The organism is Spirillospora sp. CA-108201 (genome assembly GCF_050936235.1).
In the GTDB taxonomy this organism is placed as follows: Bacteria; Actinomycetota; Actinomycetes; order Streptosporangiales; family Streptosporangiaceae; genus Spirillospora.
Genome location: NZ_JBNJNE010000001.1, coordinates 3,986,501 through 4,011,474, shown reverse-complemented (window position 1 = coordinate 4,011,474; position 24,974 = coordinate 3,986,501). Strand labels below are relative to the sequence as shown.

At 73.0% G+C, this 24,974-nt stretch carries 19 protein-coding genes and 2 tRNA genes; 16 read left to right on the top strand and 5 right to left on the bottom strand.

The window, feature by feature from the left end; genetic code table 11:
* Positions 1-29: 29 nt before the first annotated feature.
* Positions 30-1,112 (top strand): NAD-dependent epimerase/dehydratase family protein, encoded by a 1,083-nt coding sequence (locus ACQEU6_RS19455; protein ID WP_499333778.1) that lies wholly within the window; start codon positions 30-32, stop codon positions 1,110-1,112.
* A 40-nt stretch (positions 1,113-1,152) separates the two neighbouring features.
* On the opposite strand, the gene ACQEU6_RS19450 is transcribed toward ACQEU6_RS19455, so the two are convergent.
* Positions 1,153-4,065, bottom strand: a complete 2,913-nt coding sequence (locus ACQEU6_RS19450) for a UPF0182 family membrane protein (protein ID WP_499333777.1) — start codon at positions 4,063-4,065, stop codon at positions 1,153-1,155.
* 118 nt (positions 4,066-4,183) lie between these two features.
* On the opposite strand from ACQEU6_RS19450, the gene ACQEU6_RS19445 reads away from it, so the two are divergent.
* From ACQEU6_RS19445 to ACQEU6_RS19430, 4 genes are all read left to right on the top strand, one after another.
* Complete coding sequence (locus ACQEU6_RS19445; protein ID WP_499333775.1) at positions 4,184-4,714, top strand: PPA1309 family protein; 531 nt, start codon at positions 4,184-4,186, stop codon at positions 4,712-4,714.
* Positions 4,715-4,747: 33 nt separating this feature from the next.
* On the top strand, positions 4,748-5,191 hold the full coding sequence (locus tag ACQEU6_RS19440) for a molybdenum cofactor biosynthesis protein MoaE (RefSeq protein WP_499333774.1): 444 nt from the start codon (positions 4,748-4,750) through the stop codon (positions 5,189-5,191).
* 27 nt (positions 5,192-5,218) lie between these two features.
* Positions 5,219-6,268 (top strand): YlbL family protein, encoded by a 1,050-nt coding sequence (locus tag ACQEU6_RS19435; RefSeq protein WP_499333773.1) that lies wholly within the window; start codon positions 5,219-5,221, stop codon positions 6,266-6,268.
* 50 nt (positions 6,269-6,318) lie between these two features.
* Positions 6,319-6,392: transfer RNA gene (locus ACQEU6_RS19430), tRNA-Met, on the top strand.
* Between the two features lie 209 nt (positions 6,393-6,601).
* On the opposite strand, the gene ACQEU6_RS19425 is transcribed toward ACQEU6_RS19430, so the two are convergent.
* Together ACQEU6_RS19425 and ACQEU6_RS19420 are read right to left on the bottom strand one after the other, a co-directional pair.
* Positions 6,602-7,405, bottom strand: coding sequence for a phosphatidate cytidylyltransferase (locus tag ACQEU6_RS19425; protein ID WP_499333771.1), 804 nt, complete (start codon positions 7,403-7,405; stop codon positions 6,602-6,604).
* Complete coding sequence (locus ACQEU6_RS19420) at positions 7,402-9,177, bottom strand: aminotransferase class I/II-fold pyridoxal phosphate-dependent enzyme (protein WP_499333769.1); 1,776 nt, start codon at positions 9,175-9,177, stop codon at positions 7,402-7,404. Before ACQEU6_RS19420 ends, ACQEU6_RS19425 begins: the two co-directional genes overlap by 4 nt.
* Before the next feature lie 228 nt (positions 9,178-9,405).
* Between ACQEU6_RS19420 and ACQEU6_RS19415 the strand changes: the two genes are divergently transcribed.
* Positions 9,406-10,986, top strand: a complete 1,581-nt coding sequence (locus tag ACQEU6_RS19415; protein WP_499333767.1) for an acyl-CoA synthetase — start codon at positions 9,406-9,408, stop codon at positions 10,984-10,986.
* Positions 10,987-10,996: 10 nt separating this feature from the next.
* Here ACQEU6_RS19415 and ACQEU6_RS19410 read toward each other — a convergent pair whose 3' ends face one another.
* On the bottom strand, positions 10,997-12,085 hold the full coding sequence (locus ACQEU6_RS19410) for a PucR family transcriptional regulator (RefSeq protein ID WP_499333766.1): 1,089 nt from the start codon (positions 12,083-12,085) through the stop codon (positions 10,997-10,999).
* Between the two features lie 117 nt (positions 12,086-12,202).
* Between ACQEU6_RS19410 and ACQEU6_RS19405 the strand changes: the two genes are divergently transcribed.
* The 4 genes from ACQEU6_RS19405 (at position 12,203) to ACQEU6_RS19390 (ending at position 15,966) form a co-directional block, all read left to right on the top strand.
* Complete coding sequence (locus tag ACQEU6_RS19405) at positions 12,203-13,111, top strand: proline dehydrogenase family protein (RefSeq protein WP_499333765.1); 909 nt, start codon at positions 12,203-12,205, stop codon at positions 13,109-13,111.
* A 9-nt stretch (positions 13,112-13,120) separates the two neighbouring features.
* Positions 13,121-14,752, top strand: coding sequence for an L-glutamate gamma-semialdehyde dehydrogenase (gene pruA / locus ACQEU6_RS19400; RefSeq protein WP_499333764.1), 1,632 nt, complete (start codon positions 13,121-13,123; stop codon positions 14,750-14,752).
* 135 nt (positions 14,753-14,887) lie between these two features.
* A complete protein-coding gene (locus ACQEU6_RS19395) occupies positions 14,888-15,289 on the top strand; it encodes a hypothetical protein (protein ID WP_499333763.1) in 402 nt (133 codons plus the stop codon).
* A 107-nt stretch (positions 15,290-15,396) separates the two neighbouring features.
* Positions 15,397-15,966 (top strand): carbonic anhydrase, encoded by a 570-nt coding sequence (locus ACQEU6_RS19390; RefSeq protein ID WP_499333762.1) that lies wholly within the window; start codon positions 15,397-15,399, stop codon positions 15,964-15,966.
* 22 nt (positions 15,967-15,988) lie between these two features.
* Here the strand turns inward: ACQEU6_RS19390 and ACQEU6_RS19385 are convergent, their stop codons facing one another.
* Complete coding sequence (locus ACQEU6_RS19385; protein ID WP_499333760.1) at positions 15,989-17,209, bottom strand: cytochrome P450; 1,221 nt, start codon at positions 17,207-17,209, stop codon at positions 15,989-15,991.
* Between the two features lie 58 nt (positions 17,210-17,267).
* Here ACQEU6_RS19385 and ACQEU6_RS19380 point away from each other — a divergent pair, with 58 nt between their 5' ends.
* The 6 genes from ACQEU6_RS19380 to ACQEU6_RS19355 all read left to right on the top strand — a co-directional run bounded on the left by ACQEU6_RS19380 (position 17,268) and on the right by ACQEU6_RS19355 (position 24,955).
* On the top strand, positions 17,268-17,903 hold the full coding sequence (locus tag ACQEU6_RS19380; protein ID WP_499333758.1) for a TetR/AcrR family transcriptional regulator: 636 nt from the start codon (positions 17,268-17,270) through the stop codon (positions 17,901-17,903).
* 32 nt (positions 17,904-17,935) lie between these two features.
* Positions 17,936-18,009: transfer RNA gene (locus tag ACQEU6_RS19375), tRNA-Met, on the top strand.
* Positions 18,010-18,491: 482 nt separating this feature from the next.
* A complete protein-coding gene (locus ACQEU6_RS19370; protein WP_499333757.1) occupies positions 18,492-19,652 on the top strand; it encodes an MFS transporter in 1,161 nt (386 codons plus the stop codon).
* A 25-nt stretch (positions 19,653-19,677) separates the two neighbouring features.
* Positions 19,678-20,046 carry a DUF3054 domain-containing protein gene (locus ACQEU6_RS19365; protein ID WP_499333755.1) on the top strand — a complete coding sequence of 123 codons (369 nt, stop codon included), beginning with the start codon at positions 19,678-19,680 and terminating at the stop codon, positions 20,044-20,046.
* 134 nt (positions 20,047-20,180) lie between these two features.
* The gene (locus tag ACQEU6_RS19360; protein WP_499333754.1) at positions 20,181-21,830 is read left to right on the top strand and encodes an AMP-binding protein; all 1,650 of its coding nucleotides are present in this window, start codon (positions 20,181-20,183) and stop codon (positions 21,828-21,830) included.
* 140 nt (positions 21,831-21,970) lie between these two features.
* Positions 21,971-24,955 (top strand): AMP-binding protein, encoded by a 2,985-nt coding sequence (locus ACQEU6_RS19355; protein WP_499333752.1) that lies wholly within the window; start codon positions 21,971-21,973, stop codon positions 24,953-24,955.
* Positions 24,956-24,974: the final 19 nt, after the last annotated feature.

Sequence of the window (24,974 nt, the reverse complement as noted above, 5' to 3'; positions counted from 1 at the left end):
GTCGCGTACTCAAGGAAGGGGGCACCCCCGTGGCAACGGGCAAGGTTCGCCCTCGGCGTAGCAAGGGCCCGGTCGTCGCCGTCACCGGCGCGGCCACCGGCGCGGGACGGCTGCTGGCCGCCCGGCTCGCCGAACGGGAAGAGATCCGCAAGGTCGTCGCCATCGACGGGCACCGCGGCGACGTGCCCGGCGTCACCTGGCGTGTCGTCGACATCAGGGATCCGCTGCTGCCCGGCAGGCTCTCCGACGTCGACGTGATCGTCAATCTGGACCTGGAACGGTCCCCGGACGTGGACCCGCGCGAGCGCCGCACCCACAACGTCCGCGGCGCCCAGACCGTGGTCACCGCCGCCGCGGCGGCCCGCGTCCGGCGCGTGGTCCTCGTCACGTCCGCGATGGTGTACGGCGCGGGGCCCGAGAACGAGGTGCCGCTGAACGAGGACGCCCCGCTGCTCGCCGAGGCCAGCACCTCCATCGCCGGCGACTACCTGGAGATCGAGGAGCTGGCCGCCACCGCGCACCTCACCCACCCCGGGGTGGAGGTCACCGTCGTCCGCCCCGCCGCGCTCGCCGGGCCCGGTGTGGACACCGTCGTCACCCGGCACTTCGAGGCGCCCCGGCTGCTGTCGGTCAAGGGCAGCACCCCCGGCTGGCAGTTCTGCCACATCGAGGACCTCGTGTCCGCCCTGGACGTCGTCGTCACCGAGAACGTGCCCGGCCCCCTCGCGGTCGGCTCCGAGGGCTGGCTCGGCCCCGACGAGGTCGCCGAGATCACCGGCAAGCGCCCCATCGAGCTGCCCGCCGCCCTCACCTTCGGGATGGCGCAGCGCCTGCACCGGCTCGGCATGACCCCCGCGCCCGCCACCGACCTGCACTACGTCGCCTACCCGTGGGTCGTGGACTGCGCCCGGCTGCGCGCCGCCGGCTGGAAACCCCTCCACGACAACGCCGCCTCCCTGCGCGCCGTCATGGAGGAGACCGCCGGACGGCACGCCGTCGTCGGCCGCCGCGTCGGCGGCAAGGAGGCCACCATGGCGACCGCGGCGGGCGCCACCGTCGCCGCGATCGGCGCGGCCGCCGCCATCCGCCGCGCCCGCAGGCGCCGCCGCTGAGCCCGGGCGCCCGTCCCCGCGGGACGGGCGCCCGGCGCCGTCAGCTCGCCGACGGCGTGGTGCTCGGCGAGGCGGACGGCGACGACGACGGGCTCGGCGACGGGCTGGGGGAGGACTTCGGCGGCTCCCGGCCCGCGGCCGTCAGCGCGGCCTGCGCGTCCTTGATCCGCTTCCAGGCCTCGCCCATGCCCGGGTAGTCGCCCTTCTTCTGCGCGCTCTCGTAGTCGGCCACGGCGGCCTTCAGGTCCTCGATCGCCTTCTGCGCCGGCGCGCTCAACTGCTGGTCCGGCGGCACCGGCGCCCCCGGCTGCGGCGAGGCGCCGGTGCCGCCGAGCACCTGCTTCAACGCCTCGTCGAGCGTGTCGGCCGCGGCGATGCCCTCCCCGTACCGCACGAGGATCTTGCCGCGGATCGGGTAGGGCTGCTGCTCCGAGCCGCCCGCCGCCTTCGTGTACATCGGCTCCACGTACAGCAGGCCGCCCCCGAACGGGATCGTCAGCAGGTTGCCCGGGACGGTCTTCGTCCCGCCCTGCCGCAAGGCGAACAGATCGGCCTTCACCTTCGGATCGGTCTCGAAGGAGTTCTGCACCTGGCCCGGCCCCGCCGGCTGCGCGTTGCGCGGCATCTGCAGGATCTGGAGTCGCCCGTAGTCGCGCCCCGGCGTCGACCCCACCGACATGAACGCGGCCAGTTGCGGGTTGCCGCGCGGGTTGAACACCGTGGTCAGCGAGAAGGACTGGGCGTCCTGGCCCGGCATCCGCAGGCTCTGGTAGTAGGGCGGCTGCTGCTTGCCCTTCGCCGACGGGTCCTCGGGCACCTCCCAGAAGCCCTCACCGTTGTAGAACGCCGACGGGTCCGTCACGTGGTACTTCGTGAGGACCTTCCGCTGGACCTTGAACTGGTCCTGCGGGTAGCGGAAGTGCGACTCCAGCTCCGGCGGGATCGACGACCGCGGCTGCACCGTCCCGTCGAACACCTTCATCCACGTCCTGGTGATCGGGTCCTTCTCGTCCCACTGGTACAGGTGGACGGTGCCGTCGTAGGCGTCCACCGTCGCCTTCACCGAGTTGCGCAGGTAGTTGATGTGGTCGTTGGCCTGCCGCGCCACCGCCGACCGCGTGTCGGTGATCGTGTCGCGGGTGGCCTCCCCGAGGCTCATCTGCTCCGAGTACGGGTAGCTGCCGGACGTCGTGTAGCCGTCCACCACCCACAGGATGCGGCCGTTCACCACCGTCGGGTACGGGTCGCCGTCCAGCGTCAGCCACGGTGCCGCCTTCTGCACCATCTGCCGCGGCGACCGGTCGTAGAGGATCTTCGCGTTCTTGTCGATCGCGCCCGACAGCAGCAGGTTCTTGTCCTGGAACTTCGCCGAGTACAGCAGCCGGTGCGCGAACGAGTCGACGGGCACGCCGCCCTGCCCGTCGTAGGTGCTGCTCTGCTGCCCCGAGGGGCTGTTGTCCGGGTAGTTCAGCTCCTGCTGGCCCCGGCCGCCGACCACCGAGTACCGCGGCGAGCGCTCCCCGAAGTAGATCTCCGGCTGCGCCACCTTGATCTGCTGGTTCGGGGACGCCGGCATGTCCGGGGTGATGAAGGCCGGCTCCGTCGAGTCGAACCGGTCGCCGTAGGCGGACACGAACCCGTAGCCGTGCGTGTAGACCATGTGGTCCTTCACCCAGCTGCGCTGCCCCACCGGCGCCCCGGACAGCTCCCGCAGCGCCACCACCGTGTCGACGAGCTTGCCGTCCACCTGGTAGCGGTCCACGTCCAGCGTGTCGGGGAACCGGTAGAACGGCCGGATCCGCTGCAACTGCTGGAACGTCTCGCCCACCACGTTCGGGTCGAGGACGCGCACCCCGCTCTGGCCGAGCTTGCCGGCCTCGTCCTGGAGGGCCTTCTTGTCGGTCACCGGCTGCGACCCGTACGGGACGACCTGCGCCCCGTCCACCCCGTAGGCCTGGCGCGTGAACTCGATGTTGCGCTGGATGTACTGGCGCTCCCTGGCCAGCTCGTCGGGCTTCACCTGGAACTGCTGGATCAGCAGCGGGTACACCCCGCCCAGCAGGATCGCCGACAGCACCAGCAGCGTGAACCCCACGCCCGGCAGCATCATGCCGCGCCGCAGCAGGTTGCCGAAGAACATGGCGGCGCACAGCAGGGCGATCACGGCCAGGATCGTCTTCGCCGGCAGCAGCGCGTTCACGTCCGTGTAGGACGCCCCCGTCGCCACCCCGCGCTCCGAATGCACCAGCCCGTACCGGTCGAACCAGTACGCGACCGCCTTCAGCAGGATGAACAACCCGAACAGCACCGACAGGTGCGCCCGCGCGGGCGGGCTCGCCTTGTCGCCCGGCCCCTGCAGCCGCAGCCCCCCGTACAGGTAGTGCACCATCACCGCGGCCAGGATCGAGAGGATCACCGTCGCGAAGACCACCCCGATGACGAGGCGCAGGAACGGGTACGTGAACACGTAGAACGAGACGTCCTTGTGGAACTGCGGGTCCTTCACGCCGAACGGCGTCCGGTTCAGGAACGCCAGCCACACCGGCCACTGGCCCGCCACCGACGACCCCGTCAGCATCCCCAGGACCCCGAGCAGCCCCCACGCGATCAGCCGCCGCCGGGGATCGATCACCGCCCGGTAGCGCTCCAGCCCCTGCTGCTCCACCGAAAGCGGGCGGTACGCCGGGCGCAGCCGGTACGCCACCGCCACGTTCGCGCCCACCACCAGCGCCATCAGCAGCCCCGCCCCGAAGAACAGGACCACCTTCGCCCGCAGCTGCGTCGTGTAGACCGACGAGAAACCGATCGAGCGGTACCACAGCAGATCCGTGTACACGGCCGTGAAGACCAGGAACGCGACCAGCAGCGCGGCCAGCGCCACCAGCGCCGGCAGCAGCACCCGCGTCCGTCCGGTACCGAGCCGGCGCCCGAAACCGGGAGTCCGGAAGGTCAAGTGGCCCCTCCGATCGAGATCTCTCCCACCGGCCGCCCGCCGGTGCTGTAGATGCAACTTACCGACTGGGACGGGGGTTCCCGCACTTCCCCGGGCTGAATGGGGGAAAGATGGGCCCGTGAGTCTTCTGGAAGAAGTCGTGCTGGACCTCGAACGTCACTCGGCCCAGGAGGGCTGGGACAGCGCGCCGCGCATCTACGCCCTCGTCCGCAGCTCCGAACTGCGCCGCGCCGAACCCGAGCTCGCCGAGCAGCTCGGCCTGCAGGAGGGCGCCGACACCCTCGCCGCCCTCGAACAACCCGCCCTGCCCGACCAGGCCGGCGTCGAGGACGCCCTCGCCACCATCGCCTGGCCGGACACCGTCGAGGGCTGCGCCCTCGTCCTGGAGCGGATCGTGCTGCCCCCCGAGGTCGAGGAGGAGATCCCCGAGGACGAGGCCCGGGCCGCCGACTTCGCCGCGTCCCACCCCCGGCGCGAGGACGTGCGCATGATCGTCGGCGTGCTGCGCGACGGCGCCCGGCACTCCGCCCTCCGGCTGCGCCGCCACGAGGCCGACGACGAGGTCCTCACCGGCCCCGACCTCGTCCCCGCCCTCGCCGAGGCCCTCGCCGCCACCCTCGAACCCGACGAGCCGGGCACACCGGAGTAAGGTCGCCCGCGCCCGGCGGGTAGCCTGCGGGACGTGAGCCAAAGCGTTGCCGGCGGAGACGTCATCCGGCTGATCGGCGTGCGCGACACGCCCCTGTCCGTCGACGAGGTGTACGCCGCCGTCGGCGCCTCCGGCGCCGGCGGCACCGCCGTCTTCGCCGGCACCGTCCGCGACACCGACCACGCCCGCGCCGTCACCGCCCTCGCCTACAGCGCCCACCCGAGCGCCGAACGCGAACTGCGCGCCGTCATGGAGAAGGTCGCCGCCGACTTCCCCGTCCTCGGCCTCGCCGCCGTCCACCGCGTCGGCGACCTGCGCGTCGGCGACATCGCCGTCGTCGTCGCCGCGTCCTGCCCCCACCGCGAAGAGGCCTTCGCCGCCTGCCGCCGCCTCATCGACGACCTCAAGGCCACCGTCCCCATCTGGAAGCACCAGACCTTCGCCGACGGAGGCGACGAGTGGGTCGGAGCCTGCTGAGGGCCCGAACCGCATAGAGTTTCCGGCATGTCTCGTCGTGCCGCCACGCTCAGCCTCGCGAGCGTGCTCGTCCTCGTGCTCGCCGTCGTCGGCTCCGTCATGCGCGTCCCCTACGTCGCCCTGATGCCCGGCCCCACGAGCAACACACTCGGCACGAACGACAAAGGCCAGCCCCTCATCAGGATCGAAGGCCGCCAGACCTACCCCGACCAGGGCCACCTCAACTTCACCACCGTCACCTACCGCGGCGGCCCCGGCGGACGCATCGACCTGTTCACCGCCCTGCGCGGCTGGTTCGCCGGCGACACCGCCATCGTCCCCGAAGAGACGATCTTCCCCAAGGACGAGTCGCCCAAGCAGGTCGACCAGGAGAACACCCGGGCGATGCAGGACTCCCAGCAGAACGCCGAAGCCGCCGCCCTCCACGAACTCAAGGTCCCCGTCACCACCCGCGTCGTCGTCGACGGCGTCCAGAAGGGACGCCCCGCCGACGGCGTCCTCAAGCCCGGCGACGAGATCACCGCCCTCGACGGCGCCGCCGTCACCAGCGTCTCCCAGGTCACCGGCACCATGGCCAAGCGCGCGATCGGCGCCCCCGTCACCCTCACCTACACCCGCGACGGCAAGACGGCCAAGGCCGACCTCAAGACCGTCGCCGACCCCGCCGGCAAGCGCGCCGTCGTCGGCATCGTCCTCTCCGACCAGTACAAGTTCCCCTTCAAGATCGACATCAGCATCGGCGACATCGGCGGCCCCTCCGCCGGCCTCATGTTCTCCCTCGCCATCGTCGACAAGCTCACCCCCGGCCCCCTCACCCAGGGCCGGTTCGTCGCCGGCACCGGCACCATCACCCCCGACGGCAAGGTCGGCCCCATCGGCGGCATCCAGCAGAAGATGATCGCCGCCCGCAGGGCCGGCGCCACCGTCTTCCTCACCCCCAAGGACAACTGCGCCGACGCCGCCGGCTCCCGCCCGGGCGGCCTCCGCCTCGTCCGCGCCGACACCCTCCACGACGCCGTCCAGGCCCTCAACGCCCTCACGACCGGCAAGGGCGCCGTCCCCTCCTGCACCCGGTGACGCCGCCCGTCCCGACCACTCCCTCCCATGCCCTAGACTTAAGACATCACCGCGGGGTGGAGCAGTTCGGTAGCTCGCTGGGCTCATAACCCAGAGGTCGCAGGTTCAAATCCTGCCCCCGCTACTGGTCCTAGGGTCCTCCTGGTCGCCGCTTTGCGGCTTTCCAGGGGGACCTTTCGCATTCCGCCCGGGGGACGATCCCCCGGAGCCCCCTGTGCCTCCGCCATCCCCCACCCGCCCGCCCCTGGGGCTTCGCCCCTAGACCCCCCGGGCTTCGCCCGAAACCCTCGGTTGGGCTTCGTTCCTCGCTCCCCGGCCTTGGTGCGGCGACCATCAGCTGAGTGTTAGGGCCAGCACCAGGGCGACTAGGAGAGAATCGAGCCTGTCCAGCAGGCCGCCGGCGCCCGCCAGCCAGGAGGCGGAGTCCTTGGCCTCGACACCTCTCTTGACCATCGACTCCAGCAGGTCCCCCAGCGGGACGCCGACCGCCACCGCTACGGCCCAGGGCGGCGTGAGAGCACCCAGCACGGCCAGGGTGCCCAGCCCCGCGACGGTCCCGGTCAGCAGGCCGCTCCAGTGCTTGGACGGCGACAGCGGGGACAGGGGCGGCCCGCCGAGCGACCGGCCGCCGAACGAGGCGGTGATGTCGGCGATCGACACCGCGGCGAACAGCGCCAGGACTCCCGGGCCGAGCAGGACCACACCGGCCAGCGGCGCGAACCAGATCACTCCGAGCACGCCGAAGCACAGCCTGGAGAGTCCGCCGGCCGCGTCACCGGCCAGGACCGGCACCAGGGCGACGGCGGCGAGGGTGAGGGCCAGAACCCGGGGCAGATGGCCGGGCGCCAGCCAGGCCGTCACCGGCGCCACGGGTACGGCGACCGCGAGCACCGCGCGGTCCAGCCGGGGCAGGCCCGTCAAGGCGGTGTATTCAAGGGCGCACGCCGCCCCGGCCGAACCGGCGAGGACGGCCGCACCGCCAGGGCCCCGGTCCACGGCGACGACCACGACGGGCACGCCCACCGCCCAGGCGCACCACCGCAGCATGTACTCACGCCGCCTGGACAGCCCGGCCGCGATGCCGCCGGCGACCAGCGCGCCGGCAAGCCAGGGGACCAGATCCGCGACCTCGGTCACACCGCGCCGAGCGGAACGCGCAGGGCCTCGGCGACGGTGTCCGCCACGCGGGCGTTCGCCGCGGCGTCGCGCACCGCGATCCGCACCGTCCTGCCCTCGAACGCCGGGGACATCGGCGACAGGTCCCGCAGGAACACGCCCCGCCGCCGGCACCGGTCGACGAGCCGGGACGCGGTGAGCCGGCCCCTGGGCAACGTGAGCAGAACGAAGTTCGCCGCCGACTCGCTGACGCGCAGGTTCTCGTCGGCCTCCGCGAGCGCGCCGGCCAGCTCGGCGCGCAGCGCCGCCGTCTGGGCCCACCGGGCGGTGTAGTACGCCGGATCGCGCAGCGCGCTGACCGCGGCGATCTGGGCGGGCAGGCTCACCGACCACGGCGGGGTCCAGCGACGCAGATCCGCCACGATCGGTGGAGGCGCCGTGAGATAGGCCGCCCGCAGGCCCGACAGGGCGTACATCTTTGACAGCGATGTACAGACGACGGTGTTGCCGGCCTCCGCCGCGTAAGGCTCCAGCGTCTGGCCGGCGTAACCGGCGTACGCCTCGTCGATCCAGAACCGGGTTCCGCCCGGCGCGCCCTCCAGCACCTCCCGCAGGACGGCCGTGTCGAGATGGACCCCGGTCGGGTTGTTGGGGTTGACGATGACCACCAGGTCGTAGTGGTTCCGCAGGACACGGGTGAGACGTTCCGGGTCGATCCGCCAGCCCTCCGCTCTGGACAGCGGGAACCGGTCGGCGCGGCATCCGATCACCTGCTCGACGACGTGCGCGTACTCGCCGTAGCACGGGTCGACCAGGAGCACCCGGCTGGAGGCGTCCAGCCGGCCGCGGAACGCCCGGAAGATCAGGTCGGAGGAGCCCGCGCCGACCGCGACGGCGTTCTCGGGCAGGCCCCGGCGAAGCGCGATCTCCTCGACGAGCCCGTCGGCCCGCGCCGGCGGAGACGTGCGCGCGATCCACTCCTGCCCGCCGGTCAGGGCCGCGACCGCGGCGGGAGCCGGCGGGAACCAGGCGTCGAGCACGTCGGCGGGGACCACGTCGCCGTGCGCGTCCAGGGTGTCGAACCCCCGTCCCAGCGCCTCGACGGACGCACCGCCGTGGGCGCAGGACTCGTCGGCGGGCAGGAAGGGGACCTCCAGGCTCCACCGCACCTTCCGGCCCAGATCGCTCAGCAGCGGCCCGTGCCGTCGCAGGGTCCGGTCGGTGAGCTCGGCGACGTCGCCGGTCAGGAGCTGGAACTCCACGGCTCCCGAGTGCACGGTCGTGCCGGTGGACGCGAGCCCCAGCGCCAGGTACATCGGCAGCAACTCGACCCGCCCCAAGGCCACGATGCTCCGGCCTCCGTGCCCCGCCACCCAGCGAAGCGCCGCGTACATCAGCAGCCTGCCGATCATCTCGCCCCGCAGGCTCGGATCGACGGCCAGGATCCGGATCTCGAACAGGCCGTCGCCGCACAGCGCCGGATGCCCGTCCCTGCGCAGATGGCGATCGATCGAGAAGCGGCCCGCCCACGGGGGCGTCACACTGATGAACCCGGCCGGTTCGCCGCGCCGGACCGCCACGATGTAGACGTTGCTCCCGTCGAGGTCATCGGTGAGCAGGCCGGCGGCGTTGGGGGCGTGCTGGCCGAGTTCCCGCGCGTAGACCTCATGGCGGAGACGGCGGATCCACTCGTCGTCGGCCTCGGACGACATACGTAGTTCCAGCTCGTCGACGACCGTTGCGACGGACGAACCGGCGGCGGCCCGTCCCGAAAACTGCTGATCGATACTCATCGTCATCACCTCGGGTGCCACTTTGCCGAGGCTCTCGCGCCACCACCTGAGGTCCCCTACTCAGCCGCCCGGGAGTCCGTACTCACTTCCGCCGCCGAAAACCCGGAGACCGCCCGCGGCCGCCCCCTGGGCTTCGCGCCTGGCCCCCTCTTTCGGGGGTGGTGGGAGGTCGGGGGTGTGTGGTTATGATCGGCCACTCTTGCTCTCACCTGCGGTTATCGGGGGAAGGTGGCGGTCGTGTCGGTCGTTGGTCGGGCTCGTCGGCATTCGGTGGGGGATCTGCTGCACCGGACGGCTCGGCGGGATCCTCGGAAGGTGGCCGTCGTCGCCGGGGAACTGCGGGTCACGTTCGCGGAGTTCGACGCCGCGGTGAACCGGGCCGCGCACGCCCTGGCGGCGCGGGGGCTCGGCAAGGGGGACCGGCTGGCGCTGCTCAGCCACAACTGCTGGCAGTACGCGGTCACCGTGTTCGCCGCTGCCAGGCTCGGCGTCGTGCTCGTTCCGGTGAACTTCATGCTGAACGCCGAGGAGATCGCCTACATCCTCGGGCACTCGGGAGCGTCCGGGATCATCGCGGAGGACGCGCTCGCCGCGACCGCGGAGAAGGCGCTCGCCGCGGCCGGCGTCCAGGACGGGGTGCGCGGGTGGATCCCGCTGTCCGGCGCCGTGCCGGGCGAAGGGTGGGAGGACGTCGACTCCTGGTGGCGCGAGGGGCCCGCCGCGGCGCCGGACGTCCTGGTCGAGGACGACGACCCGCTGCGGATCATGTACACCTCGGGGACCGAGTCGCGGCCCAAGGGCGTGGTGCTGACCAGCCGGTCCCTCGTCAGCCAGTACGTGAGCTGCGTGATCGACGGCGAGATGAGCGCCGACGACGTCGAGGCGCACACGCTGCCGATGTACCACTGCGCGCAGCTCGACTGCTTCTTCTCCGTCGACGTCTACCTGGGCGCCACCAGCGTCATCCTGCCGGGACCGGACCCGGCGGCGCTGCTGGAGACGATCGAGCGGGAGAGGGTCACCAAGCTCTTCTGCCCGCCGACCGTCTGGATCTCGCTGCTGCGCCACCCCGACTTCGACCGGCGCGACCTGTCCAGCCTGCGCAAGGGCTACTACGGGGCGTCGCCCATGCCCGTCGAGGTGCTCCGGGAGCTGATGCGGCGGCTGCCGGACGTGCGGCTGTGGAACTTCTACGGGCAGACGGAGATGGCGCCGCTCGCCACCATCCTCAAGCCGCACGAGCAGCTCGAACGGGCCGGCGGTGCGGGGCGCGCCGCCATCAACGTGGAGACCATGCTCGTCGACGACGAAGGGGCGCCGGTGGCTCCGGGGGAGGTGGGCGAGATCGTCCACCGCAGCCCCCACGCCGCGCTCGGGTACTACCGCGACGAGGAGAAGACCGCCGAGGCGTTCCGGGACGGATGGTTCCACTCCGGCGACCTCGGGATCATGACCGAGGACGGCTACCTGTCCGTGGTCGACCGCAAGAAGGACATGATCAAGACCGGGGGCGAGAACGTCGCCAGCCGGGAGGTCGAGGAGGCCGTCTACGAGCTGGACGGGGTCGCCGAGGTCGCCGTCTTCGGGATCGGTCACCCGCACTGGATCGAGGCCGTCACGGCGGTCGTCGTGCCGAAACCGGGCGCCGTCGTGACCGTGGACGACGTCCACGCCCATGCCCGCGAGCGTCTCGCCCCCTACAAGCGTCCCAAGTACGTCGTCCTCGCGGACGCGCTGCCCAAGAACCCCAGCGGCAAGATCCTCAAGCGGGATCTGCGGGAGCGGCACGCCGGGCTCGCACAGTCCTGAACCTCTTCTCTCAGGCCAGGTGGGGGGCGAGGGTCAGAGCCAGGTGGAGGGTCAGGCGGTCCTGGCCGTCGGTGAGGCTCAGCGACGTCAGTTCCTCGATGCGGCGCAGGCGGTGGTAGAGGGTCTGGCGGTGGATGTTCAGGGTCTTGGCCGTCTGCTGGATGTTGCCCGCCAGGTCCAGGTAGGTGCGGGCCGTGGCGGCGAGGTCCTCGTGTTGCAGGAGGCGTTCGGTCCCCGGGGTCCGGGTCGTCTGGGTCAGGGCCTCGTCGCCTGCGGTGCGGAGTAGGCGCAGGACGCCCAGGGACGTCCAGTCGCGGGTCTCGCCAGGGGCGGCGGCGCGGGCCGCCACGCGGGCTCGGAGCCAGCCCTCGTGGACGTCGTCCAAGGTGGGGCAGGGCGAGTGCACGCCTGTCTGGACGGGCGCGTTGCGCTCCTCCAGGAGGCGGCGCGCGCGGGCCAGGGCGGCCGGGGCGTTGGCCACGGGGAGGAGCAGGACGTGGTCGCGCTGCCACACCGTCGCCAGGACGGAATGGGGGAGCAGCCACGGGTTGAGGGGCTCCGGGCTCGGGGTGCGCAGGACGGCCACCGTGAGGGGCGTGTCGACCGCCCCGGCGTCGGCGAGGTCGTCGGCGGCCTGGGTGCGGACGTCGGGGTGCGTGGACAGGAGGTCGGCGACCTTCCAGCCGAGGTCGTCGCGCTCGCGGGCCTGGCGGGCCATGAGCAGGCCGGCGCTCTCGCACAGGGGCATGGCCCTGGCCGCCTGCGCGTCGGTGATGTGCTGCCGGTCGTCCAGCAGCCAGAGGTAGCCGTAGGTGACGTTGTTCCAGCGGACGGGCAGGCACAGGCGGGCGAGCTGGCCCAGGGCGGCGTCGGCCGGGATGCGGACGGGGCCCGTCGCGCGGGCGATGCCGTGGCGCTCGAAGCGGGCGCGGACGGCCCCGGTGGCGCGGCGGTGCAGGATCGAGTCCATCCGGACGGGGTCGATCGTGTCGCCGTGCGCGGCGTAGGCGACGAGGTGGAAGTCGCGGTCCTCCAGGGTCGCGGGCGCGCCCAGCAGGTCCGCCGCCTGCTCCACGATTTCCTGGAGATCGAGTGCCATCGCGATTCCTTCGTACATCTGTATGAGGACTGACCACCTTGAAAGTGGCGTTTGACTATAGAGGGTGCGCGGCGGTGCTCCTAACGTGCGAGGTGTTCCTTGACGTTGGAGGGTTCCATGCTCAGCCCGCTTCTCCTCGCCGCCGCGCGCAGCGGACGGATGCGCGATGTCATCACCTCCGTGCCCCTGACCAGGGGAGTCGTCGACCGGTTCGTCGCCGGGGACGATCTCGACGCCGCGCTTGAGGCCGTCCGGGAACTGCGGGACGGCGGGCTGGACGTCACCCTCGACCACCTGGGGGAGGACACCCGCGAGCCCGCCCAGGCGCGGGCCACCCGGGACGCCTACCTGCGGCTGTTCGAGGCGTTCGAGGAGCAGGGGCTCGCCGGCGGCTCCGACGCCTCGGTGAAGCTGTCCGCGCTCGGGCAGGCGCTGCCCGGCGACCTCGCGCTCGACCACGCGCGGGAGATCTGCGCCGCGGCCGGCCGGGTCGGCATGACCGTCACCCTCGACATGGAGGACCACACGACCGTGGACTCCACGCTGGAGGTCCTCGGGAAGCTGCGGGTCGACTTCCCGTGGGCGGGGGTCGCCGTCCAGGCGATGCTGCGGCGCACCGAGGCCGACCTGCGGGACCTCGTGGGCGAGGGGTCGCGGGTGCGGCTGGTCAAGGGCGCCTACGCCGAGCCCGCGTCGGTCGCGTTCCAGGGCAGGCGCGAGGTGGACCGCGCGTACGTCCGGGCGCTGCGGCGGCTCATGGGGGGCGACGGCTACCCGATGGTCGCCAGCCACGACCCGCGGATCATCGAGATCGCGCTGTCCCTGGCCGCCGAGCGCTCGCCCGCCTCCTACGAGTTCCAGATGCTCTACGGGATCCGCGCCGCCGAGCAGCGGCGGCTCGCCCAGGCCCACCAGATGCGCGTCTACGTCCCCTACGGGGCCGACTGGTACGGCTACTTCATGCGGCGGCTCGCCGAGCGGCCCGCCAACCTCGCCTTCTTCCTCCGTTCGTTCGTCTCCCGCTAAGGAGTTTCCATGGACGCCGTCACCAACGTCCCGACGCCGGCGAACGAGCCGGTGCGCGGCTATGCGCCGGGCAGCGCCGAGCGGGCCCGGCTGGAGGCCAAGCTCGCCGAGCTGACCGCCGAGTCCCCGATCGACCTGCCCATGACGATCGGCGGCGAGCGGCGCCTCGGGGCGGGCGCCAAGGTCGCCGTCGTCCAGCCGCACCGGCACGCGTCCGTGCTCGGCACGTTCGGCACCGCCACCGAGGAGGACGCGCGGGACGCCGTCGCGGCGGCGCTGGAGGCCGCGCCCGCGTGGCGGTCGATGGCCTTCGACGACCGGGCCGCGATCTTCCTGCGGGCCGCCGACCTGCTCGCCGGGCCGTGGCGGGAGACGCTGCTGGCCGCGACGATGCTCGGGCAGTCCAAGACCGTCCAGCAGGCGGAGATCGACAGCCCCTGCGAGCTCGTCGACTTCTGGCGCTTCAACGTGCACTTCGCCCGGCGGATCCTCGCCGAGCAGCCGATCAGCGGCCCCGGCGTGTGGAACCGGTCGGACCACCGGCCGCTGGAGGGGTTCGTCTACGCGATCACCCCGTTCAACTTCACCGCGATCGCCGCGAACCTGCCGACCGCGCCCGCCCTCATGGGCAACGTCGTCGTGTGGAAGCCGTCGCCCACGCAGACGTACTCCGCCGTGCTCCTCATGAGGCTCCTGGAGGAGGCCGGGCTCCCGCCGGGCGTCATCAACCTGGTGACCGGTGACGGGCTCGCCGTGTCGGACGTGGCGCTCCAGCACCCCGACCTCGCCGGGATCCACTTCACCGGCTCCACCGCGACGTTCCAGCACCTGTGGAAGACGGTCGGCGCCAACATCGAGAAGTACCGGAGCTACCCGCGGGTGGTCGGCGAGACCGGCGGCAAGGACTTCGTCGTCGCGCACCCGTCCGCCGACCCCGCCGTGCTGAAGACGGCGCTGGTCCGCGGCGCCTTCGAGTACCAGGGCCAGAAGTGCTCCGCCGCGTCCCGCGCCTACGTCCCCCGCTCCATCTGGGACGGCGGGTTCAAGGAGGCGCTGGCCGCCGAGGTCGACGGGCTCACCATGGGCGACGTCGCCGACCTGTCCAACTTCATGGGCGCCGTGATCGACGAGCGGGCCTTCGCCAAGAACAAGGCCGCCGTCGAGCGCGCCCAGGCCGACCCGGACGTCGAGATCGTCGCCGGCGGGACCTGCGACGACTCCGTCGGGTACTTCGTGCGGCCCACCGTGCTCGTGTCCGGCGACCCCGAGAACGAGATCTTCCGGACCGAGTACTTCGGACCGGTCCTCGGCGTCCACGTGTACGAGGACGAGAGGTACGACGAGATGCTCGCCCAGATGGAGTCGGTCGCCGACTACGCCCTGACCGGCGCCGTGATCGCGAACGACCGGGCCGCGGCGGCGCACACCGCCGAGGTGCTCCGGTACGCGGCCGGCAACTTCTACGTCAACGACAAGCCCACCGGCGCCGTCGTCGGGCAGCAGCCGTTCGGCGGCGCCCGTGCGTCCGGCACCAACGACAAGGCCGGCTCGGTGTTCAACCTGCTGCGCTGGACGTCCCCCCGCTCGATCAAGGAGACGTTCGTCCCGCCGACCGACTACCGGTACCCGCACATGGGCTAGACGCCTCTCCGGCTCTGAGCGCGGCCGCGGGCCCGCTCCCTCCGGGGTGCGGGCCCGCGGCCGTCGCGACGAGGGCAGGGTCCCCTCACTCGTCACAGCTAGTATCCGATCATCACTATGGGTAATCTCCGGGATGTGGGAAAGCGTGCGACCAGGGCGAACCGGCAGCGTGCGTGGGCGATCCGCGCATGGGTGCTGGCGGCGATCCCCCTGGTGCTGCTGCTGCACGGGGTGAGCCACTCCAGCGGCCATCACGGCAGCGCGGCCTACATCGCCGAAACCGACCGCTCGTACGCCTCGGTGTCCTGCACGCCGTCCCTCCCTCACAGCGCGGAAGGGCTGTCCGAGCCCCCCGTCTCGCACTGCGAGGCCGACCACGGCTCCTACTTCGGAGGCGCCGCGCACTTCCCGCCCAGCGGGGCGGCTCCCACCGCGACGGTCGTGGCCAGACGCCCGGCCGCCCGCGCCGTCCGGCCCCCGGCGGCCGGGGGCCCGGCAGCGCCGTCCCGCAACCGATCGCAGATCCTGCGCTGCTAATACCGGACGCCCACGTGGGCCCGCACGCGGCCGAAACGCGTGCGAGGTCCGCGTGCCCGCAGCCGACTCCCGTCCGGTTCCTCTTCGGAAGCGAAGGATCTGCTCCCATGCAACCCCTCATCGACCATGCCCGCCTCGCCCCGCAGCGCAAGGGCGGCCACCGGACCGGCGACGTGCCGGCCCCGGCCCCGCGGGCGATGTTCATCGCCTGCTCCGACGCCCGGCTCGTCCCGACCGAGCTGACCGGCGCCCGGCCCGGAGAACTGTTCGAACTGCGCACCGCCGGCAACGTCATCCCGCCCCACCGGATCGGGCGGCTCACCGCCGAGGCCGCCACGGTGGAGTACGCCGTCAACGTCCTGCGCGTCACCGACATGATCCTGTGCGGCCACACCCAGTGCGGCGCCGTCCAGGCGCGGACCCGCTCGCAGGCCCCGCGCACGGCGCCGACGATGTGGCTGTGGCTGCTGCAGACCCACCACTGGCGCCGTCTGCAGGCCCTCGACGCGGATCCCGGCCACCAGCATCTGCTCGCCCAGGCGGACAAGCTGCGGCGCTACCCGGCGGTGGTCAAGAACCTGCGCGCCGGACGCCTGCGCATGCACGTCTGGTACTACGACATCGGCGCCGCGACGGTCTCGGCCTGCCAGGAGGACGGGGTCTTCGTCCCCCTCTGAACGATCCAGGCCGAAGTCGCCCTCACGGCCGCGCCCGTCGCGCCGCGATGCCCGTGGCTGGGAGCGAGACCCAACCGCGGGTGAAGGGCGACCGGATGCGCTCGGCGTTCTCCAGGTCCACTCCGACGTGGGGGTGGGCCTGGAGAAGCTCCTCCAGCGCGACGCGCGCCTGGAGCTTCGCCAGGTGCGACCCGATGCAGAAGTGCACGCCGCTGGAGAAGCCCAGGTGGCGCGGGATCTCACGGGTGACGTCCAGTTCGCTCGCGGACGGGCCGAACTCGCGCTCGTCCCGGTTCGCCGACCCGAACAGCATCATCACCTTCTCGCCCTCCGGGATCCACGTCCCGTGCAGGGAGACGGGGCGGGTGGTCGTCCGGGCCAGCGCCTGGACGGAGCTCTCCAGGCGCAGGAACTCCATCAGGGCGTTCGGGATCAGTGACGGGTCGGCCGCCAGCCGCTCGCGCTGCCGGTGGTCGCCGTCCAGCAGCGCCACGCCGTGGGAGACCAGGTTCCCGGTCGTGTCGTTGCCGCCCGCCACCATGACGAAGCAGAACCCGAGGACGTCCCAGTCGGTGAGGCGCTCCCCCTCCACCTCGGCCGCCGTCAGCGCGCTGACCAGGTCGTCGGACGGGTCGGCGCGGCGCGCGGCGATCACGTCGCCGAAGTAGCCGAACATCTCCGCCACCGCGTCCGCCGCCCCGCCCCGCATCGAGCGGAGGCCGAACCCCTCGTCCTGCAGCGTCGTGAGGGCCGACACCCAGGGATCGAACCGCGCGCGGTCGGCCTCCGGAACGCCGAGCAGGTGCGCCAGCGCGAACGTCGGCAGCGGAGAGGAGAAGTCCCGGTGCAGGTCGGGAGCCTCGCCGTCGGCGGCCCTGCGCTCCATCGCCGCGATCCGGGAGCGGACGAACCCGCGCAGGAGGTCTTCGAGCGCCGCCGTCCGCCGCGGCGTGAAGCCATGGCTGATCAGGCGCCGCAGCACCGTGTGCCGCGGCGGGTCCAGCATCACGATCGTCGGGGCCAGGCCCAGCGTGCCGATCTCGTCCGGGTGGAACGTGAGGCCCTGCGCCGACGAGAACGCCTCCGCGTCCCGCGTCGCCGCCCAGACGTCCTCGAACCGCGACAGCGCCCAGAACGGCGGCTCCCCGTGGCGGTGCACCGGCTCCTCGTCCCGGAGCCGTCGGTACGCCTCGTAGGGATCGGCCTGGAAGCCGGGATCGAAGGGATCGTAGACGTCCGCCATGGCCGGCCTCCGGTACTAACAGGCACCGTTATTAACGCCTCCTGTTAGTATCACCGGCGTGCCGAAGGACGCAAGAGCCACCCGCGACGCCCTCATCCGCGCCGGCGCCCACCTCTTCGCCGCCCACGGCATCGACGCCACCCGCACCCGCGACATCGTCGCCCTCGCCGGACAGGCCAACGACTCCGCCGTCACCTACCACTTCGGCACCCGCGACGGCCTTCTCCGCGCCATCCTCCGCGCCGGCGTCACCCGCATGGAACCCGCCCGCGCCGCCACCCTCCCCGCACTCCGCCCCGAAGACCCCCACGGCGTCGTCCACGCCATCGTCCGCCCCACCGCCGACGAACTCCGCACCCCCCACGGCCGCGACTTCCTCCGCATCACCGCCCAACTCGCCGGACGCGCCGGAATCCGCGACCACCGCCCCCCGCCCCTCCTCCACGACACCGCCCTCCAGCGCCAACTCCACCTCCTCGAAACCGCCTGCCGCGCCACCCTCCCCGAACCCCTCGCCCTCGAACGCGTCTCCCTCTTCATCGCCTTCCTCACCGCCGCCCTCGCCGACCGCGCCACCCGCACCCACCCGCCCGGAACACCCCCGCCCACCCCAGACCACGACACCTTCACCGCCGACCTCACCGCCATGCTCACCGCCGCCCTCCAGGCCCCCCACCCCAACCGGTTTGCCTAACCCACCCCCACCCCATAGAGTTAAGACATCGCCGCGGGGTGGAGCAGTTCGGTAGCTCGCTGGGCTCATAACCCAGAGGTCGCAGGTTCAAATCCTGCCCCCGCTACTGGTCCTAGGGTCCTCCTGGTCGCCGCTTTGCGGCTTCCCAGGGGGACCCTTCGCGTTGCCCGGGGGACGATCCCCCGGAGCCCCCTGTGCCTCCGCCATCCCCCACCCGCCCACCCCTGGGGCTTCGCTCCTAGACCCCCTTCTCGGGTTGCGGCCAGCGAATTCGGCTCGGTTCCCTCTGGCTCAGGTCTCTGTGAAGGGCTGGTCATCGGGGGTGGTGCTGCGGCCTTGCTGGAGTTCCGCGGTCAGGGGCTTCTCGCCCAACGCGTTTCGCAGGGTCGCCATCGTGCGGGCCACGTCGGTGTCGGCTGACTGGGGTAGCGGGGCGCCTGTCCCTTCCCGGACGGCGGAGGCCGCGCCCAGCAGCCGTGCGGCCCGGTGGTGTTCGCCCGTCAGCGTGTGGGCGGCGGCCAGTCCCTCCAGCGCCAGCGCCGCCGCCCTCGGGTCGCCTGTGCGGCGTGAGACGGACAGAGCCTCCAGGTGCGCCTTGCGGGCGGTCGCGGCGTCGCCGCGCTGGTCGCGGCCCGCGCGGTCCAGGGAGTGGGCGCCGCGATCGTGTTCCCCTCCACCCTGGCGCAGGTCAACACCATGTTCGCGGAGGGACGCGAACGGGTCGGGGCGCTCGGGGTGTGGGCCATGGCCGGCGCCGGGGGACTCAGCGCCGGAGCGCTGCTCGGCGGCGTGCTGACCCACGTGTTCGGGTGGGAGGCGGTGTTCCTCGTGAACGTGCCGCTGGTGGCCGCCGCGGCCGCCGCCGCGTTCCGGCTGCTGCCCCCGGACGGGCCCGCCGACCGCGGCCGCGGGTACGACCTGCCCGGCGTGGTGACCGGCACGGCGGGCGCCACGCTCCTCGTGTACTCCATCGCCGAGGTCCCCGACGCGGGGTGGACCTCACCGGAGTTCGCCGTCCGGGCCGCGCTCGCGCCGGCCCTGCTGGCCGCCTTCCTCGGTGTCGAGGCGCGCAGCCGCAGCCCGCTGATGCCGCTGCGCCTCCTGCGCGACCGTCACCTGGCCCCCGCCCTCGTCGTCATCTTCGTGTTCGGGGCGACCATGCAGAACGTCGTGTACTTCCTCACCCTGTACTTCCAGGACGTGCTGGCCTACACCGCGCTGCGGGCGGGGCTGGCGTTCCTCGGCCTGTCCGCGGTGATCGCCCTGGGGAACTTCGCCGCCGGGCGCCTGACGCTGCGCGTCGGCGTCCGCGGCACCCTCGTCACCGCGCTCCTGCTCGGATCCGGAGGCAGCGCCCTCCTGGCGGCCGGGATGGTGGAGGACGGCTCGTACCTCACCGTCCTCGCCGGGATCGCCGTGTACGGCCTGGGCATGGGCATGATCTACCCCACCCAGTTCGCCGCCGCCGCCACCGGCGTGGACGCGCGGGAGCAGGGCATCGCCGGCGGCATGGCCAACACCGCCATGCAGATCGGTGTGGGCGTCGGCCTGGCCGTGCTGGTCGGGGTCGCGGCGTCCGGTGCCGGCACCGCCGACGGCCTGCGCGCCGCCGTCTTCGTGTCGGCCGGCCTGACACTGGCGGGCGGCGTCGCGGCGCTGGCGTTTCCCGGCCGGTCCTCCGGTGAGCCGGACGCCCGCGTCGCCGAGCGCGCGGCGACGTCGCCGTCGCCGAAGGTCGACATGACCTGAGGTGCGGGGCGCATAGCCTTGAGGGGTGCGGAAGGTCATGGGTGGGGTCGTCGACGTCCTGTGCGTGCTCGTCTTTGTCGCCATCGGGCGGGCATCGCACGAGGAGGCCGCCAGTCTGGGCGGGTTCCTTTCCACCGCCTGGCCGTTCCTCGCGGGGCTCGGCGCCGGGTGGGGGCTGCTCCGGGCCTGGCAGCGGCCTGAAGGGGTCTGGCCCGTCGGGGTCGGTGTCTGGGTCTCGACCGTGGCCGTCGGGATGGTGCTGCGGGCCCTGGCCGGGCAGGGGACCGCCCTCGCGTTCGTGATCGTGGCTTCCGTGTTCCTGGGCGCGGCCCTGCTCGGGTGGCGGCTCGTGGCCCGGGTGGTGTCGGCCCGGACGGTGTCCGCCCCCCGGTGACCGGGGTTGTGGGACGCCTCCAATGACCGGGCGGTCTCTTTGGCTGATCGCACCAGTTGACGGGGTCGCGCCGCCCTGGTGAAGTTACCCGCGAGTCATGTACGGGCGCGAGCCTTTCCTGTGAAGGGGACACGATGCCATCTGCGCTGCGCGACTGGCTGGACAAGCCGAACACCGGACGCGGCGTCCACCTGGCGGCCGACGACGGCGGCTGGGACTTCCGCGACTACGGTGAGCTGGCGTCGGCCGCGCGGCGCACCGCGGGAGCGCTGGTCGAGGAGGGCGTCCGGCCGGGCGACGTCGTGTGCCTGATCCTGCCGACCGACTTCACCTGCGTCGAGACGTACTTCGCGGTCTGGGCCGCGGGGGCCGCGGTGTGCCTGATCACTCCGCCGCTGTTCCAGGACGGGGACGACTACGTCGCGCACGTGGCGGCGATCCTGCGGCAGGCGTCGCCGGCGCTGGTCGTCGCCTCCGACGGGCTGGCCGACTACGCGCGGCGGGCCATGGCCGGCGCCGGGCTGGACGGCGAGCCCTGGCGGCCCCGGCAGGCCGACGAGGAGGCCGAGGTCCGGCCCGCGGGCGAGCTCGCCCTGCTCCAGTTCACGTCCGGGTCCAGCGGGTCCCCCCGGGGCGTCATGGTCACCTGGGAGAACCTGGAGGCCAACAGCGACCTCATCGCGCGGATGGCCGGGTACGAGGACGGGGACGTGGTGGCCTCCTGGCTGCCGCTCTACCACGACATGGGGCTGATCGGCTGCTTCCTCACGCCCATCGCGCGGCAGGGGACGCTGAAGCTGATGCGGCCCGACCACTTCATCCGCGACCCGGCACGGTGGCTGCGGTGCTTCGCGGAGGCGGCGCACACGGCGGCGCCCCCGTTCGCCTACGCCTACTGCGCGCGGCGGGTCAAGCCCGAGCAGCTGGAGGGCCTCGACCTGTCGGGCTGGAAGATGGCGCTGATCGGCGCCGAGCCCATCGACCCGCACACGCTGGAGGTGTTCGCGCAGCTCGTCGAGCCGTTCGGGTTCTCCCGGACGATGTTCAAGCCCGCCTACGGGATGGCCGAGACGACCCTGCTCGTCACCATGGACGACGCCCCGCGCAACCCCCTGGCGATCCGGCCCGACCCGGAGGCGCTGGCGTTCGGCCGGCCCGTCCGGATCCTGGAGCAGCACCGGCTCGGAGCCGAGTCCCTCGGCGCCAAGGCCGGCTGGGTCGTCGGGTGCGGGACGCCCGAGGACGACGTCCCCGTCACCGTCGTCGACGACGAGGGCCGCGAGCTCGAGAGCGGGCTCCTCGGCGAGATCGTCGTGGGCGGCCCGTCGGCGTGCCCGGGGTACTTCGCGGGCGCCGAGGCCAAGTCGACCCGCTTCATGGACGGCAGGGTCCACACCGGCGACGCAGGGTTCTTCCACGAGGGGCAGCTGTTCGTCCTCGGGCGGATGGGCGACAGCATCAAGGTCCGCGGGCGCTCGGTCTACGTCGAGGACCTCGAATCCAAGATCGCTGAGGTGAGCGGGCTCGGGAAGGGCCGCATCGTCGTGGTCGGCGTCCCCGGCGCCGGGCGCAAGGGGCTCGCGCTGTTCGCCGAGACGCAGGACGAGGCCTGGATCGGCGGGGTCCGCGAGATGCTGCGCAGGCGGCTCGGAGACGACGTGGAGCTGACGATCGTCGTCGGCGCCGGGCTGATCCAGCGCACCTCCAGCGGCAAGCCCCGCCGCAGGTACATGTGGGAGCGGCTGCAGGGCGGCCGCCTGGAAGGCGCGCGGATCACCTCGTGATTGCTTAAGCAGGTGATAACAGGACAACATGGCGTTGACTCTGTGAGAGGGCCATGATGCCGCCTGTTGCCAAGACGCTGCTCCGTGCAGTTCGAGGGGGGGCGACCCCCCTCACCCCCCGTATCGCTCCGCTCCTGAAGGTGGGTTCCCGCCTTGGCTCCACCGCCCAGAACGCGCTGGAGGTCGCGCGCTTCGGGGGGTTCGACACCGACGAGGACGCCTCGCCGTGCGACGTGGTGACCGAGCAGCGCGTCTACCGGCTGCGGCACTACTTCCCCGACGCGGGCGGCGGGCCGGTCGTGCTGCTCGTCCCGCCGCTGATGATCACAGCGGAGGTGTACGACATCTCCTCGCGGGTCAGCGCGGTGCGGGTGCTGCGCGACCGCGGCGTCGACCCGTGGGTGGTGGACTTCGGGGCGCCCGAGCGCGAGCCGGGCGGGCTGGAGCGGACGGTCAGCGACCACGTGCTCGCCGTCAGCGACGCGGTGGACCGGATCCGGGAGGCCACCGGGCGGGACGTCCACCTCGCCGGGTACTCGCAGGGCGGCATGTTCGTCTACCAGGCCGCCGCGTACCGGCGCAGCGAGGGCATCGAGTCCGTGGTGACGTTCGGCAGCCCCGCCGACACCAGCGTCGGGCTGCCGTTCGGGCTGCCGAGCTGGCTCGCGTCCGAAGGGGTCGAGCGCATCCCCGACGCCCTGCTCGGCGGGTTCGCGGTGCCGGGATGGGTCACGCGGCTCGGGTTCCAGCTCCTCAGCCCCGTGAAGTCGGTGCGCTCGCGGGTCGACTTCATCCTGCAGCTGCACGACCGGGAGCGGCTCGCGCCCCGGGAGCGCCAGCGCCGGTTCCTGGAGCGGGAGGGCTGGGTGTCGTGGCCCGGCCCGGCTCTGGCGGAGTTCATCCGCCAGTTCATCCAGCACAACCGCATGCTGACCGGCGGGTTCCTCATCGGCGACCGGCTCGTCACGCTCGCCGACATCACCTGCCCCGTCCTGACGTTCCTCGGTGAGGTGGACGAGATCGCGGCGCCGCCGATGGTGCGCGGGATCCGGCGGGCCGCGCCGCGCGCCCAGGTCTACGAGGCGTCCCTGCGCGCCGGGCACTTCGGGCTCGTCGTCGGCGGCCTCGCCATCGCGCGGACGTGGCCGGCCGTCGCGGCGTGGGCGCGCTGGCGGGACGGCGACGAGGAGCTGCCCGAGATCGTCGTGCCCGTCGCCGGCGACGAGGAGGCCGCGTCCGCCGGGCTGCCGGGCGGCCCCGCCGGGTACGGGCTCCAGCTCGCCATGGGCATCGGGGCGAGCGCCGCCCGGTCGGCGTACCGGACCGCCTCGCGGGCCGTGCACGGCACCCGCCAGATCGGCGGGGAGGCCGCGCAGAACCTGCCGCGCCTGGCCCGGCTGGAGCGCATCCAGTCCGACACCCGCATGTCCATGGGGCTGCTGCTGGACGAGCAGGCCCGGCGCATGCCGGACGAGGTCTTCTTCCTGTACCAGGGGCGCGGCCACACCCACGACGCCGCCAGGCGCCGCGTCGACGCGGTCGTCCGCGGCCTGATCCACATCGGGGTGCGGCGCGGCGACGCGGTCGGGGTGCTGATGGGCACCCGCCCGACCGCGCTCGCGCTCGTCGCCGCGCTCAACCGGCTCGGCGCCGTCGCGGTGCTGCTGCGCTCCGACGGCGACCCGGCCGCCGAGGCCCGGCTCGGCCAGGTCACGCGGGTCATCGCCGACCCCGAGCACGCCGCGGCCGCCGCGAAGCTGGACGTGCCCGGCTTCCTGCTGGGCGGCGCGGGACGCGGCGAGCGCGGTCCGCTGACGGACATGGAGGCCATCGACCCGGACCGGGTCGAGCTGCCCGGCTGGTACCGCCCCAACCCGGGCCGGGCGGGGGACCTGGCGTTCGTGGTCTTCCGCGGCGACGGCGACCAGCTGCGCGCCAGCCGCATCACCAACCGGCGGTGGGCCCTCTCGGCGTTCGGGACGGCGTCCTCGGCGTCGTTGTCCTCGTCCGACACCGTCTACAGCCTCACGCCGCTCCAGCATCCGTCCGCGCTGCTGATGAGCCTCGGGGGAGCGGTGGCGGGTGGGGCGCGGCTGGCGCTGGCCAGCGCCCGACTGCAACCCGGGGGGAGTGGGGGGTCGTCCCCCCACAGGGAGTACGACCCGGAGACGTTCTGGGACGAGGCGCGCCGCTACGGCGTGACCGTCGCCTCCTACACCTGGACGCTGCTGCGCGAGCTCGTCGACGCGCCGCCGAACCCGGCCGAGCGGCACCACGCCGTCCGGCTGTTCATCGGATCGGGCATGCCGCGCAACCTGTGGCGGCGGGTCGAGAAGCGGTTCGCGCCCGCGCGGGTCCTGGAGTTCTACGCCTCCACCGAGGGCGAGTCGGTGCTGGTCAACCTGAGCGGCAAGAAGCCCGGGTCGCTCGGGAGGCCGCTGCCGGGCAGCGCCGAGGTGCGCCTGGCCCGCTACGACCTGGAGAGCGGGCGGCTCGCCGAGGGACCGGACGGGTTCGCCGTCGCGTGCGAGCCCGGCGAGATCGGCATGCTGCTCGCCCGGGTGCGGCTGTCGGCGATCGGGTCGGCGGCCCGCCCCGTGCGGGGGGTGTTCCGGCCCGAGGACGCCTGGACGATCACCGGGGACCTGTTCCGGCGGGACGACGGCGGCGACTTCTGGCTCGCCGGGCGGGAGACCGAGCTGATCCGCACGGCCGACGGCATCGTCCCGCCCGGCCCGATCCGGGACGCGCTCGGCGACCTGCCCTACGTCGACGCCGTGGCCGTCTACGGGATCCCCGTGGGCGACACGGAACTGGCCGCGGCCGCCGTGAGCCTGCGGACCTCCACGGGGTCCGCCGCGGAGGAGGCCGTCAAGCCGGTGGACCTGTCGGAGGCGCTGCTGCGGGTCGAGCCGGGGCTGCGGCCCGCGATCGTGCGGATCGTGGACGAGGTGCCCGTCACGGCGGGACGGCGGCTGCGGACGGCGCCGCTGCGGGACGAGGGCGTCCCGGCGGCGGGCGACGGGCGCGCCTTCTACCGGGACAAGGCGGGCGCGTACCGGCCGCTGACGGACGCCGCGCGGCGGCGGCTCCTCAAGGCGCCGCCCGCCCGCGAGGCCCGCTGACCCCCAAGTCGCCGCGGAT

What these genes read in the sequence shown, in the direction of transcription:
- ACQEU6_RS19405 (WP_499333765.1), top strand. Translation starts at nt 12,203, where the DNA reads ATGCTCAGCCCGCTTCTCCTCGCCGCCGCGCGCAGCGGACGGATGCGC.
- ACQEU6_RS19435 (WP_499333773.1), top strand. Translation starts at nt 5,219, where the DNA reads ATGTCTCGTCGTGCCGCCACGCTCAGCCTCGCGAGCGTGCTCGTCCTC.
- ACQEU6_RS19385 (WP_499333760.1), bottom strand. Translation starts at nt 17,209, where the DNA reads ATGGCGGACGTCTACGATCCCTTCGATCCCGGCTTCCAGGCCGATCCC.
- ACQEU6_RS19390 (WP_499333762.1), top strand. Translation starts at nt 15,397, where the DNA reads ATGCAACCCCTCATCGACCATGCCCGCCTCGCCCCGCAGCGCAAGGGC.
- pruA (WP_499333764.1), top strand. Translation starts at nt 13,121, where the DNA reads ATGGACGCCGTCACCAACGTCCCGACGCCGGCGAACGAGCCGGTGCGC.
- ACQEU6_RS19420 (WP_499333769.1), bottom strand. Translation starts at nt 9,177, where the DNA reads ATGAGTATCGATCAGCAGTTTTCGGGACGGGCCGCCGCCGGTTCGTCC.
- ACQEU6_RS19360 (WP_499333754.1), top strand. Translation starts at nt 20,181, where the DNA reads ATGCCATCTGCGCTGCGCGACTGGCTGGACAAGCCGAACACCGGACGC.
- ACQEU6_RS19410 (WP_499333766.1), bottom strand. Translation starts at nt 12,085, where the DNA reads ATGGCACTCGATCTCCAGGAAATCGTGGAGCAGGCGGCGGACCTGCTG.